The organism is Streptomyces sp. ICBB 8177, assembly GCF_003144095.1.
In the GTDB taxonomy this organism is placed as follows: domain Bacteria; phylum Actinomycetota; class Actinomycetes; order Streptomycetales; family Streptomycetaceae; genus Streptantibioticus_D.
This window is the reverse complement of the sequence record NZ_NSKH01000023.1, coordinates 794,905-808,149: the sequence shown is the minus strand read 5'-3', so window position 1 is coordinate 808,149 and position 13,245 is coordinate 794,905. Positions and strand designations below refer to the sequence as shown.

General features: G+C 72.5%; 10 protein-coding genes. 2 read left to right on the top strand and 8 right to left on the bottom strand.

From position 1 onward, the window contains the following. Nucleotides 1-13: 13 nt before the first annotated feature. From rbsD to CK485_RS23905, 5 genes are all read right to left on the bottom strand, one after another. Nucleotides 14-406 carry a D-ribose pyranase gene (gene rbsD / locus CK485_RS23925; RefSeq protein WP_109453905.1) on the bottom strand — a complete coding sequence of 131 codons (393 nt, stop codon included), beginning with the start codon at nucleotides 404-406 and terminating at the stop codon, nucleotides 14-16. Then, entirely contained in the window at nucleotides 403-1,326 is a 924-nt protein-coding gene (locus CK485_RS23920; RefSeq protein ID WP_109453904.1) for a ribokinase, read from the bottom strand. The genes rbsD and CK485_RS23920 overlap by 4 nt, the downstream gene beginning before the upstream one ends. A gap of 77 nt (nucleotides 1,327-1,403) precedes the next feature. Further along, nucleotides 1,404-3,362: a substrate-binding domain-containing protein gene (locus CK485_RS23915; RefSeq protein ID WP_109453903.1), complete on the bottom strand. Its 1,959-nt coding sequence runs from the start codon at nucleotides 3,360-3,362 to the stop codon at nucleotides 1,404-1,406. Then, entirely contained in the window at nucleotides 3,352-4,863 is a 1,512-nt protein-coding gene (locus CK485_RS23910) for a sugar ABC transporter ATP-binding protein (protein WP_109453902.1), read from the bottom strand. The genes CK485_RS23915 and CK485_RS23910 overlap by 11 nt, the downstream gene beginning before the upstream one ends. 65 nt (nucleotides 4,864-4,928) lie before the next feature. Then, nucleotides 4,929-5,954, bottom strand: a complete 1,026-nt coding sequence (locus CK485_RS23905) for a LacI family DNA-binding transcriptional regulator (RefSeq protein ID WP_109453901.1) — start codon at nucleotides 5,952-5,954, stop codon at nucleotides 4,929-4,931. 556 nt (nucleotides 5,955-6,510) lie between these two features. Between CK485_RS23905 and CK485_RS23900 the strand changes: the two genes are divergently transcribed. Beyond that, a complete protein-coding gene (locus CK485_RS23900) occupies nucleotides 6,511-7,992 on the top strand; it encodes an amidase (protein ID WP_109453900.1) in 1,482 nt (493 codons plus the stop codon). A gap of 202 nt (nucleotides 7,993-8,194) precedes the next feature. Further along, entirely contained in the window at nucleotides 8,195-9,367 is a 1,173-nt protein-coding gene (locus CK485_RS23895; RefSeq protein ID WP_109453899.1) for a helix-turn-helix domain-containing protein, read from the top strand. 292 nt (nucleotides 9,368-9,659) lie between these two features. Here the strand turns inward: CK485_RS23895 and CK485_RS23890 are convergent, their stop codons facing one another. From CK485_RS23890 to CK485_RS23880, 3 genes are all read right to left on the bottom strand, one after another. Next, on the bottom strand, nucleotides 9,660-10,340 hold the full coding sequence (locus tag CK485_RS23890) for an SUMF1/EgtB/PvdO family nonheme iron enzyme (RefSeq protein ID WP_109454386.1): 681 nt from the start codon (nucleotides 10,338-10,340) through the stop codon (nucleotides 9,660-9,662). A gap of 180 nt (nucleotides 10,341-10,520) precedes the next feature. Beyond that, entirely contained in the window at nucleotides 10,521-11,603 is a 1,083-nt protein-coding gene (locus CK485_RS23885) for a Zn-dependent alcohol dehydrogenase (RefSeq protein ID WP_109453898.1), read from the bottom strand. Nucleotides 11,604-11,704: 101 nt separating this feature from the next. Then, entirely contained in the window at nucleotides 11,705-13,123 is a 1,419-nt protein-coding gene (locus CK485_RS23880) for an aldehyde dehydrogenase family protein (protein ID WP_109453897.1), read from the bottom strand. Nucleotides 13,124-13,245: the final 122 nt, after the last annotated feature.

Below are 13,245 nucleotides of genomic sequence, written 5' to 3'. Positions count from 1 at the left end.
CGTGCGCTCTCCCTCAGAACGGCACCCCGCATCGCAGCAGCACGTTGGCGTAGGGGTGGGCCTCGCCCGTGCGGACGACGAGTCGGGCCCGCGCGGTCCGTGCCTTGAGGGTCTCGTGCGGGACCAGTTGGAGCGTCCGCGGGAAGGCCTCGGCCAGCACGCGCGCCGCCCGCGGGTTGGCCGCCTCGACCTCCCGCGCCGCGGTGGCCGCTTCCACCACCAGCTCGTCCAGCACTCCCGCGAGCACCTCCGCGAAGGAGGGCGTGCCGAAGCGGAAGGCGAGGTCCACCACTTCCGGCCCCGCCGGGATCGGCAGGCCCGCGTCGCAGACCACGACGCCGTCGGTGTGGCCGAGTCCGGCCAGCGCCCCGGCGAGGCGGCGGTTGATGATCCCGGACTTCCTCACCGGGCGGCGACCTCGTCGAAGGTGGGATAGGACTCCTGCGCGCCCGGCCGGGTGACCGCGGCCGCGCCGACGCGCACGGCGAAGCGGGCCGCCTCGGTCAGGTTCTCGCCGAGGCCGAGCCGCCAGGCCAGCGCGGCGGTGAAGGCGTCGCCCGCGCCCGTGGTGTCCACCGCCTCGACCCGCAGGCCGGCCACGCGTGCCACACCGGTCTCGTCCGCGAGCACGGCGCCGTCCGCGCCCAGGGTCACCACGACCGACCGGGGCCCGGCGGCCAGCAGGGCCTCGGCCCACCGCTCCGGCGACGCCGGCGATTCCTCGCCCGCCGGGTCCCCCGCCACGCGCAGCAGAAAGGCGGCCTCGTGTTCGTTGACCACGAGCGGGTCGCAGACCGCCAGCACCTCGGCGGGCAGCGGCACGGGCGGCGACGCGTTGAGCACCACGCGAGTGCCGCCCCGGGCCGCGGTGGCCACCGCGGCGGCGACGGTGACGAGCGGGATCTCCAGTTGGAGCGAGACCACCCGGGCGGCGGCGAGCAGCGGCCCGGCCCGGTCGACGTCCTCGGGAGTGAGCCGCGCGTTGGCTCCCGGCGAGACCACGATGCTGTTGTTGCCGGAAGGGTCCACGGTGATGAGGGCGACGCCGGTGGGGGCCCCGCCGACCAGGAGTCCGCGGGTGTCGACCCCGGCTTCGCCCAGCGAGTCGGCGAGCAACCGCCCGTGGGCGTCCTCGCCGACCCGGGCGAGCAGTCCCGTGGTCGCCCCCAGCCGCGCGGCGGCCACGGCCTGGTTGGCGCCCTTGCCACCGGCGTGGGTGACCAGATCGGAGCCGAGCACCGTCTCCCCCGCGCCCGGCCGCCGGTCGACGCGGACCACGAGGTCGGCGTTGGCCGATCCGACGACCACCAGGTCGTAGGCGTGCATCCTTGTACGTCCTTTCATGGGAGCCGGCCACCGGGCTCGCTCGCCCGGTGGCCGGATTCAGCGCGAGCGCCCGGGGGTCAGGACTTGAAGCCCGCGACGTTCTTCGACGTGACGACCTCGACCGGCACCTTGATGTCGCCGGGCACCTTCTTGCCCTTGATCGCGAGCACGGCGTTGCGCACCGCCAGCCTGCCGAGCTGAGAAGGCCGTTGGGCCACGTCGGCCGCCTCGGTGCCCGCCCTGACCGCGGCCAGGCCGTCCTTCTCGCCGTCGAAGCCGACGACCTTGACGCTCCTGCCCGCCTTGCCGCCCAGCGCCTTGATCGCGCCGAGCGCCATCTCGTCGTTGGCCGCGAACACGCCGTTGATGCCGGGGTGGGCCTGGAGCAGGTTGCCCATGACGTCGAGTCCCTTGGTGCGGTCGAAGTCGGCGGGCTGTTCCGCGACGATCCTGATGCCGGGGTACGCGGCGATGCCCTGCTTGAAGCCCTGCTCGCGTTCCTGCGCGGCCGAGGTGCCTGCGGTGCCCTGGAGCACCACGATCGTTCCCCTGCCGCCGAGTTGCGCGGCGATCGCCTTCGCGGCCAGTTCGCCGCCGGCGACGTTGTCGGACGCGACCAGGCTGGTGGTCGGGGCTCCGGTGACGCCGCGGTCCACCGCGATGACCGGCACCTTGGACTTGGCGGCGAGCTTCGCCGAGGGCGCGGCGGCGTTGGAGTCCACCGGGTTGAGGATGATCGCCTGGTCGCTCTGGCTCAGGAAGTTGGACACCTGGTCGGCCTGCGAGGAGGCGTCGTTGTCGGCGTCGGTCACGGTGAGGTCGACGCCCTCGGCCCTGGCCTCCGCCTGCGCCCCGGCCCGGACGGAGACGAAGAACGGGTCGTTCAGGGTGGAGAGGGTCAGGCCGATCCGCGTCCTGGTGCCGGAGCCGGAACGGTACGCGTTCACGCCGATGACCAGGCCGATGGCGGCGACCACCGCGACGGCGCCGATCGCGTTGGCGCGCAACCGGCTCTTGCCGCCTCCCGGTGAGCCGGTGGCGCCGGGCGTGGCCGTGCGGGCGGAGCTTCGGCGGCGCAACGTGTCCAGCAGCACGGCCAGGGCGATCACCACACCGATGACGACCTGCTGCCAGAAGGAGGAGACGTTCAGCAGGTTGAGGCCGTTGCGCAGGACGGCGAGGATCAGCGCGCCGATGAAGGTGCCGGACGCCTTGCCCTTGCCGCCGGAGAGGCTGGCCCCGCCGATGACCACTGCCGCGATCGCGTCCAGTTCGTAGCCGTCGGCCGCGTCGGGCTGCGCCGAGGCCAGGCGGGAGGCCAGCACGATGCCCGCGATCGCGGCGAACAGGCCGGAGAGCGCGTAGATCACCAGCTTCTGCCGCCTGACCCGGATCCCGGACAGGCGTGCCGCCTCCTCGTTGCCGCCGATCGCGTACATCGCGCGGCCCGCGTAGGTGCGGCCGAGGACGATCGCGGTGACCACCCCCATCGCCACCATGACGAGGACCGGGACCGGCAGCCAGCCGCCGATGGTGTCACCGAGCGCGGAGACCGAGCCGGGGAAGGCGATCGGGCTGCCCTGGGAGATCACCATGGCCAGACCGCGGCCGACCGAGAGCATCGCCAACGTGGCGATGAACGGCGGCAGTTTGCCGTAGGAGATGAGCGTGCCGCTGACCAGGCCGCTGACGATGCCGGTGGCTATGGACACCACCACCGCCAGCCACACCGGCACGCCCGCGTGGGTCGCCAGCCAGGCGAGCACGGTGGCGGACAGCGCGGCCACCGAGCCGACCGACAGGTCGATGCCCGCGGAGACGATGACGAAGGTGACGCCGAAGGCCAGGATCGCGTCGACCGCGGCCTGGACGCCGACGTTCAGCAGGTTGCTCGCGGTCAGGAAGCTGCCGGACAGCACCGACAGCGCCACCACCAGGACGACCAGGGCGGCGAGGGCACCGTTGTCCAGCAGCAGGCGGCGCAGTCCCGCGCCTCCCGCCGCCGGCGTGCCGCGTTCGAGCGTCTCAGTCGCCACGGGGGACCTCCACCTTCCTGTCCGGCAGCCGCGTCGCCGCCGGATCCGTAACCGCCAGTGCCATGACGGCGTCCTGGGTTGCCTTCGTCGCGTCGAGCTCGCCGGTGATCCGTCCCTTGGCCATGACCAGCACCCGGTCGCTCATGCCGAGCACCTCGGGCAGGTCGCTTGAGACCATCAGGACGGCGTGCCCGGACGCCGTCAGTTCGTTGACCAGTTGGTAGATCTCGACCTTGGCGCCCACGTCGATGCCCCGGGTCGGCTCGTCGAGGATGAGCACCTTGGAGTCGGCCAGCAGCCACTTGCCGATGACCAGCTTCTGCTGGTTGCCGCCGGACAGCGTGCGCACCTGCTGGTCGAGTCCCGCCATGCGGACCTTCAGCTGGCCGGCGATCCGGCCCGCCTCGCGGCGCCGACCCGAGCGGTCGACGAAACCGCAGCGGGCGCCGCGGCCCAGGGTGACCAGGCCGAGGTTCTCCTCGACGGTCGCCCCCAGCACCAGGCCCTGGCCCTTGCGGTCTTCCGGGACCAGGCCGATCCCGGCGTCCATCGCCGCGTTGACGTCCCCCCGAGGCAGCGGTGTCCCCTGCACCTCGACCGTGCCGGAGTCGTAGGGGTCCGCTCCGAACACCGCGCGGACCACCTCGGTGCGTCCGGCACCGACCAGCCCGGCCAGGCCGACCACCTCACCTGCGCGCACCTCGAAACCGACGTCGGCGAAGGCGCCGTGCCGGGTCAGCCCGGTCACCTTGAGCAACGGGGCGCCGGGCGCGGCCCGTTCACGCGGGTACTGCGCCTCGATGCTGCGTCCGACCATGAGCCGGACCAGTTCCTCCTCGGGAGTGTCGGCCGGCACCTGGGTCACGCTGCGGCCGTCCCGCAGGACGGTGACCCGGTCGCCCAGCGCGGCGATCTCCTCCAGGTGGTGGGTGATGAAGACGACGCCCACGCCGTCCTCGCGCAGGGCGCGCACGATCCGGAAGAGCTTGTCCACCTCGTCGGTGGTGAGCACCGCGGTCGGTTCGTCCATGATGAGCACGCGGGCGTCCAGGCTCAGCGCCTTGGCGATCTCCACCATCTGCAACCGCGCGATGCCGAGGTCGCCGACCCGGGTCTGCGGCGCGACGTCCACGCCCACCCGGGCGAGCAGTCGCGCCGCGTCCGCGTTCATCCTGCGGCGGTCGACGAGGCCTAGCCTGCGCGGCTGGCGGCCCAGGAAGATGTTCTCCGCGACGCTCAACTCCGGTACCAGGTTGAACTCCTGGTAGATGGTGGCGATCCCCAGGCGCTCCGCGTCCTGCGCGCCGTTGATGCGCACCGGTTCTCCGCCGACCAGGATGCGGCCCTGGTCGGGACGGTGGGCACCGGAGAGCATCTTGATCAGGGTGCTCTTGCCCGCCCCGTTCTCGCCGAGCAGGACGTGCACCTCCCCCCGGCGCAGGTCGAAGTCGACGTGATCCAGCGCCACGACGCCGGGGAAGGTCTTGCGCACGCCTTCCATCCGGAGAAGTTCCCCGGCTTCTCCCGGTGCCGGAGCCGGTGGTGTGGTCGAAGTGGCGACGCTGCTCAACTGCTGCTCCTTGTCGTCTCGCCGCTCGCCGTCTCGCCGCAGGACCCGCGGACGACGAGGCGTGCGGCAAGGGTGACGGACTCCGCGGCCCCGCCCTCGATGCGGTCGACCAGGGCGCGTACGGCCGCACGGCCGAGTTCACCGGTGGGCTGGGCGATGGCGGTGACGGGCGGGTCGGTGTGCAGGAACCAGGGGATGTCGTCGAAGGCGGCGAGCGCGACGTCGTCGGGCACCCGCAGGCCGCGGGCGCGGATCTCGTCCATCGCGCCGAGCGCCATCAGGTTGTCGGTGGCGAAGATGGCCTCGGGCGGCTCGGCGAGGTCGAGGAAGCCAGCGGTCACCCGGCGACCGCTGGCGGCCTGGAAGTCGCCCTGCCCGACGTACTCCCGCGGCAGCGGCAGGCCGTACTCGGCGAGGGCCTGCCGGAACGCCTCGACGCGCTCGCTCCCGGTGGTGGTCGCGGCGGGCCCCGCGATCACGGCGATCCGGCGGTGGCCGAGCCCGTGGAGGTGGGTCACCAGATCGCGCACGGCGGCGGTGCCGTCGGTGCGCACCACGGGGACGTCCAGGCCGGGGATCCAGCGGTCGACGAACACCATCGGGGTGCCGCCCGCGCGCGCGGTCTCGGTGATCATCGGCGACCCGCCGTCGGCCGGGCTGACCAGCAGCCCGTCGATCCGGCGGTCGATCAGGGTGCGGACGTGGTGGTCCTGCAACTCGGGCTGCTCGTCCGCGTTGCCGATGACCACGCTGTAGCCGAGGGCGCGGGCCTCGTCCTCCACCGAGCGGGCCAGCTCGGTGAAGAACGGGTTGAGCACGTCGCTGATGACCAGGCCGAGGGCGCGGGTCTGATCGGTGCGCAGGGAGCGGGCGACCGCGTTGGGCCGGTAGCCCAGGGCCGTGACGGCGGCCAGCACCCGGGTACGGGTCTCGGGCCGGACGGCCGGGTGCTCGTTGAGCACCCGGGACACCGTGGCAACGGAGACGCCGGCCCGGGAGGCCACGTCCTTGATGCTCGCCATGGGCACAGCTCCTTGTGGAAACGATTCCACGCATTGGAATCGATTACATGCGAGCTCCGCAAGAGGGCGAATCCGGATCGTGACCTTGGGGGTGGGTGGCGTGCGCGCGTGCGGGGCGGGCGTGGCCCCCGGCGGGGCGGGCTCAAGGCTCGCGGGGCGGAGGCGTGACGTGGGGGGCGTCTGGCACGGGCTGGCGCACGGCTTCAGGGCCTCAAGGCCTCAGGGCGTCAGAGCCTCAGGGCCTCAGGGCCTCAGGGCCTCAGGGCCTCAGGGCCTCAGGGCCTCAGCGATGAAGCCTCGCGTCTTCACGGTGGCCGGTCGCCGGCCACCGCCTCTGCACCGCCGCCCGACTCGCCCGCCTCGATCACGTCACCGTGTTCGGGCGGGGATGGCGCTCGATGGCGCGCGGGCGTCGAACTCCCCGCAGCATGCCTTGGCGGGTACCGGGCGGCGCTCTCCGGCCGAACCCGGGCGCCGACGTGATGAGTTGAGGCATCCAGCCATTGCGCGAACCGGCGTTTTATGACCTCTTCCAGAGGCCAGTACGGTCGAATTCATGGAGTGGAACCTGAAGTCTGCGGAAGAACTCACGGCCGCCCTGCGCGCCGGTGAGGTGACCTCGGTGGAGCTGACCGAGGAGGCGATCGCTCGTATCGAGCGGGACGACAAAGCGGTCAACGCGATCTGTGTGCCGGACTTCGACCGCGCGCGGGCCGCCGCGCGCCGTGCCGACCGGGCGCGTGCCCGTGGTGAGGACCGGCCGTTGCTCGGTGTTCCGGTGACGGTGAAGGAGTCCTACGACATCGCCGGGTTGCCCACGACGTGGGGCATGCCGCCACACCGGGACCACATACCGGCCGAGGACGCGGTGCAGGTGACGCGGCTCAAGGACGCGGGCGCGGTCGTGCTCGGCAAGACCAATGTGCCGTTGGGGCTCCAGGACTGGCAGAGCTTCAACGAGGTCTACGGCACCACCAACAACCCGTGGGATCTCGATCGCACGCCGGGTGGGTCCTCCGGTGGGTCGGCGGCGGCCCTGGCGTCCGGGTTCGGCGCGCTGTCCATCGGCTCCGACATCGCCGGTTCGCTGCGCGTCCCCGCGCATTACTGCGGTGTCTACGCGCACAAGCCCACGCTGGGGCTGGTGGCGAACCGCGGCATGGTCCCGCCGCCCGCGCCTGCGTTGCCGGTCGAGCTCGACCTCGCCGTCGTCGGCCCGATGGCGCGTACCGCCCGCGACCTCGCGCTCCTGCTCGACGTCATGGCCGGGCCGGATCCTCTGACGCTCGGCGTGGCGTACCGTTTGGAGCTGCCGCCCGCGCGCCACGAGCGGCTCAGCGGTTTCCGGGTCCTGGTCCTCGACGAGCATCCGCTCGTTCCGACCGGTTCCGCTGTGCGGGCGGGCGTGAACCGGGTGGCCGACGCGCTCGTCGCCGACGGCGCCCGCGTCGAACGGCACAGTCCGCTGCTGCCCGACCTGGCCGAAGCCGCGACGCTCTACACGCAGTTGCTGATTTCGGGATCCGCTGCGCGCTTTCCCACCGAATCCCACGAACAGTTGCGGACCCGCGCCGCCGGACTCAGCGCGGACGACCGGAGTCTCGGCGCGACGCGGCTGCGCGCCATGGGGTTCAGTCACCGCGACTGGCTGGAGGCGGACAGCCGTCGCGAACTCCACCGCCATGGCTGGCGGCGGCTGTTCACCGAGTTCGACGCTGTGGTGTGCCCGGTCACGCCGACGCCCGCATTCCCGCACGACCCCGACCCCAATCTGCTGGAACGGCGGATCGACATCGACGGCGTCGAGTACCCGTTCCTCGACCAGTTCGTCTGGGCCGGCCTGGCCACCATGCCCGGCCTGCCCGCCACCGCCGTACCAGCGGGCCTGTCCCCCGAGGGCCTGCCGGTGGGAGTACAGCTCATCGGCCCGATGTTCGAGGACCGCACCCCGCTGCGGCTGGCCGAACTGCTCGAGAGGGGGATCGGCGGATTCCAGGCACCCAACGAGGGCGTGCTACGAGGTGCCCTTCGAGGATGAGGGACGGATGACCGCAGCGACGTTCGTCGTGGCGCTCCCCCATGACGCGGTGGGCGCCTTCGGCGCCGAAAGTCGCGAACGGCGAGTGTCCTGCCCCCCGGTGCCGTCCGCCTTCGGCCGAGCTGTGCGCGGCGGGCGGCTCCGGCGCGGCCAGGATGTCACCAGTCACCCCTGACGGCCGTGCGCCGCCTACGCTGGAGGCATGGGTGCGGACATCGGGCGGCGGCTGTGCGAGGTGCGCAAGCGGCGCGGGATGACTCAACGTGAACTGGCCACGGAGTCCGGGGTGTCGGTCTCCCTGATCCGCAAGCTGGAACAGGGAGAACGCGCGACGGTACGCCTGGAGACGGCACGACGGCTCGCGGTGACGCTGGGCGTGCCCACGACTTCGTTGTTGGAGGCGCCTGTTGATGACGTCACGCCGTCCGCCGACGGGACCTGGACTGCCGTACGGGAAGCGCTCCGGGCACCATCGAGTGGTGCCGTGCAGGAAGCTCCGACGGTCGGTGGCGTTCGCGACGCGCTCGCGGCGGCTGAGCCGTTGTTCGCGGGCGACCGGTTGCGCCAACTGTCCGTCGTTCTGCCCTCCTTGATCCGGGACGCCGATAGTGTGGCCGACCTGGACGACGAGGGCCGGGCGCTGCGGACCCGGGTCATGCAGCTCACCGGTTGGCTGCTGACCCAGACCAGGCAGTTCGACGCGGCGGACGAGGCCCTCGGTCGTGCGTTGGACGGTGCCCCGGACACGTCGCGGGCCGCCGTCACGGTGAGCACGCGATGCTGGCTGCTGCTGCGCACCGGTCGGATCGACGAGGCGGGGCGCCTCGCGGAGCGGTGGGCGAGCGAGATCGAACCACGCATGTCGCGGGCGAGCAAGGGTGAGTTGAGCGCGTGGGGCTGGCTGCTGCTGCGCGCTTCCGCCGCTGCTGTCCGGGACAACCGTCCTGACGACGCGGATGACGCGATGCGCCTCGCGCACTCGGCCGCCGTGGCGATGGGCTGCGAGGCCGCGCCGGGGGGCGATTTCCTCCAGGCGTTCGGACCGCTCACCGTCGTACTCAAGCGGGCGGAGAACGCCATGGTGACCGACAGGCCGGATCTGGTCCTCTCGATGGCTGCCAAGGTCCGTCCCAGCGAGATGCGGCCGACCTCCAACAACCGCAACCGCCACTTGCTCGATGTCGCGAACGCGCAGGTGGCGATGCGCCGTTACGGCGAGGCGGTCGACGTCCTCGAAGATATCCGGCACGCCGCCCCGGAGTGGCTCGCGAACCAGCGCTACGCGCAGGACGTACTGCGCCGGATCGTCACCCACCGCCGCACCCTCACCCCGGAGATGCGCGCCCTCGCGGACGCGGTGGGGCTCCCGCTATGACGCCTTGTGGCACTTCCGCCTGACACCCCGCCAAAGTGACATTGAGCTGCTTGAGTAACGCTACCTAGCGTATTCGCATGGCAACTCAACGGGACCGTAGCGCCCGCGCACAAATGACTCTTCGCGTCTACCGCGTCGACCTCACGGACGGAGAGCGGCGCGAGATCCGGCCGCTGACCACCGTCGAGCCCGTCGCGTTACCCCCGTTGTCCACGGCCTGGCCGCCCTGCCGGTGTGCCGTCTGCCTGACGCCCGAGCCGTCCCAGTGATCGCATACCGACGTCGAACGGGCTCAGGCCGGCTGGGACAGGGGGCGCGCGACGCGGAATCCCACGTCGTCGATCCTGAAGGTCGGGTGGCTGCGTCGCCGCACCGACGCCCGGCAGCTCCAGTGCTCGTCGGCCCACCCGCCACCGCGCAGCACCCGGTAGGCGCCGTACACCTCGGCGTCGTAGACGTCCCAGCACCAGTCCCACACGTTGCCCAGCATGTCGTGCACACCCCACGCGTTGGGCCGCTTGAGGCCGACGGGGTGCACCCGCCCGCCGGAATTGCCGCCGTACCAGGCGACTTCCTCGAGCGGCCCGTAGCGCGGGCCGGTGGAACCCGCGCGGCAGGCGTGTTCCCACTCGGCCTCGGTGGGCAGCCGGTACCCGTCCGCGGAGGTGTCCCATTCGGCGGTCTCGGTGCCCGCGCGCAAGTGGTACGCGGGTGCCAGGCCCTCATGCCGCGACAGCGCGTTGCAGTACTGGACCGCGTCCCACCACGAGACGCCTTCGACGGGCAGCCCGTCACCCTGATGACTGCTCGGCCGCTCGTCGGTGATCCGCGCGTACGACGATTGCGTCACGGGGAACGCCGAGATCCGAAAAGGAGCGACCTCTACCTGCCAACTGCTCCGCGTCCGCCGGTCCGACAAGGTCACCCGCCCCGGCGGAATGGCGACCAGCCCGTTCCCCGTCCCCGTGTCCACGACCGCCACCCTATCGGCGCCCTTTCCGCCTCACAGGTCCGCGGACTCAGCGGCGCCGAACTTCCCCCGAAGCGGCCGCGTTCCGACGGAACAACGCGGTCCACAGGAACGTCACACCGGTCTGCCATGCCTTGCGCGCGCGGGAGTCTCACCGGCGCCCGTGCCCTTCGCGCGCCGGCCCTAGAAGACGACCAGCGCCCGGCCGCCCTTTCCCGCCAGCATCGCGTCGAACGCCGCCGGGATGCCGTCCAGGGCGATGCGGTCGGTGACCATCGCGGACAGGTCGAGGCGGCCCGCTCGGACGTGGTCCGCGAGGACGGGGAGGTCCTTCGCCGGGTCGCTGTTGCCGTAGACGCAGCCGGTGAGCGTGCGGCCGAAGTAGAACAGCTCCAGCGCGTTGAAGGTGACCTGCTCCTGCGGGCCGCCGATACCGACGACCGTCGTGCGGCCGCCGCGCCGCGTCGCCGACCAGGCCGTGCGGATGGTGTCCGCACGGCCCACGCACTCGACCGCCGCGTCCGCCCCGTGGCCGCCGGTGAGCTTGCGGATGTCCTTGGCCGTGGCGTCGGAGGCGATCAGGAAGTCGGTCGCCCCGGCCGCCCGCGCCAGTTCCTCCTTCGCCGGGGAGACGTCGACCGCCACGATCGGGCCGGCCCCCGCGATGCGCGCCGCCTGCAACACCGCCAGCCCCACGCCCCCGATGCCGAAGACCGCCACCGATTCGCCCTCGCGCAACCGGGTCGCGTGGTGCACGGCTCCGTAACCGGTCAGCACCGCGCAGCCCAGCAGCGCCGCGTCCGCGAGCGGCACGCCCTCCGGCAGCGGCAGCACCGCGTTCGCGCCGACCACCGTCTCCTCGGCGAACACCGCCGTGCCCAGGCCGGGGTAGAGCGGCGTGCCGTCGTCCGCGCGGCTGGCATACGGACTCCCGCCCGCCTGGCCCGCATTGGCGCACAGCCACGGCTCGCCCAGGCCGCAGTAATGGCAACTCCCGCACGAAGGCGCCCAGTTGAGGACGACGCGATCGCCCGCGGACACCGACTCGACGCCCTCGCCCACCGCGACCACCGTTCCCGCGCCCTCGTGGCCCAGCACCGCCGGGACCGGCTGGCGCAGGGTGCCGTTGGACAGCGACAGGTCGGAGTGGCACACGCCGGCCGCGGCCAGCCGCACCCTCACCTGGCCCGGTCCCGGGTCGGGGAGGTCGATCTCGGCCAGCTCCAGCGGAGCGCCTACGGCGGGAAGGACGGCTGCGCGGACCATGGGGCTCCTTCGGGATGGGTGGAATCGGTGACGGCGACCACTTGCGCCTGAAGACTGGCGGCGACCACTTGCGCGCCGGGACACTCGTGTCTCCCGTGCGCTCAGAACTGCAACGACTTGGTCTGGAGGAACTCCGCCAGCCCGTGCCGTCCCAGCTCGCGCCCGACGCCCGACTGCTTCCAGCCGCCGAAGGGGGCGCTCGGGTTGAACCGGCCGCCGTTGATGTCCACTTGGCCGGTCTCCATCCGCCGCGCGAAGGCGACCGCCTTGTCCTCGTCGTCGCACCAGACCGCGCCCGCCAGGCCGTACACCGTGCCGTTGGCGATCTCCAGCGCCTCGTCCTCGTCCGCGTACCGGATGATCGAGACGACCGGGCCGAAGATCTCCTCCTGCGCGATGGTCATCCGCGGCGTCACGTCGGCGAAGACCGTGGGCCGTACGTAGTAGCCGGTCTCCAGGCCCTCGGGCGCCTCGGGGCCGCCCGCGACCAGGCGCGCGCCCTCCGCCACGCCGCGTTCGATGTAGCCGCGCACGCGGTCCCGCTGCTTGGCGCTGACCAGCGGACCGAGCCGGGTGCCGGGCCGCGCGGGGTCGCCTGGGACGTACTTGGCGACCGCCTTCGCGGCCAGCTCGACCGCCTCGTCGTAGCGGTCGGCGTCCACCAGCATGCGGGTCCAGGCGCTGCACGTCTGGCCGGAGTTGGCCATCACGTTGGCCACCCCCGCCTTGACCGCGCGTTCCAGGTCGGCGCCGGGCAGGATCACGTTGGCGGACTTGCCGCCGAGTTCGAGGGCGACGCGCTTGACCGAGGCGGCGGCGGTCGCGGCGATGCCCTTGCCGACCGCCGTCGAGCCGGTGAACGACACCAGGTCCACCCCGTCGTGCTCGACGAGCGCCTGGCCCGCGACCGCGCCGTAACCGGTGACGAGGTTGAAGACGCCGGCCGGGAAGCCCGCCTCGTGCACCGCCTCGGCGAAGAGCTGGGCGACCAGCGGGGTGTCCTCGGCGGGCTTGAGCACCACCGTGCAGCCCGCGGCGAGCGCCGGGACCACCTTGGCGGTGATCTGGTGCAGCGGGTAGTTCCACGGGGTGATGGCGCCGACCACGCCGACCGGCTCGTGGTGGACGACCGAGTTGCCGACGCGCTCGCTGAACTCGTAGGTCTTCAGCAACTCGGCGTACGAGGCGGTGACCCCGGCGGGCAGGTCGGCGCTGACCATCTCGGCGAACGGCAGCGGTGAACCGAGTTCCGCGGTCACGGTCGCCGCGATCTCGTCGCGCCGGGCGGCGAGCGCCCCGGCGAGCGCGGCGATGCGTGCGGCGCGCTCGGCGGGGGCGGTGGCCTTCCAGGCGGGGAAGGCGGCGCGTGCGGCCCGTACGGCGGCGTCCACGTCCCGCGCGGTACCGGCCGGGACGGCGTCGATGACCTGTTCGTCGGCGGGGTTGACCACCTCGATGACCTCGGTGGTGGCGGCCGGGCGCCACTCGCCGCCGATGTACATGCCGTCGTGAGCCTTCACGTCGCGTCCTTCCCGAGGGGGCGCCTCGCGGTCTCGCGGGCCGCGAGCCGCGCCGCGAGCCCCGTGGTGCAGCGGTCCCGCCCAAACTAGCGCCGCTAATCAGCCGGGCGCCAGCAGGCCCC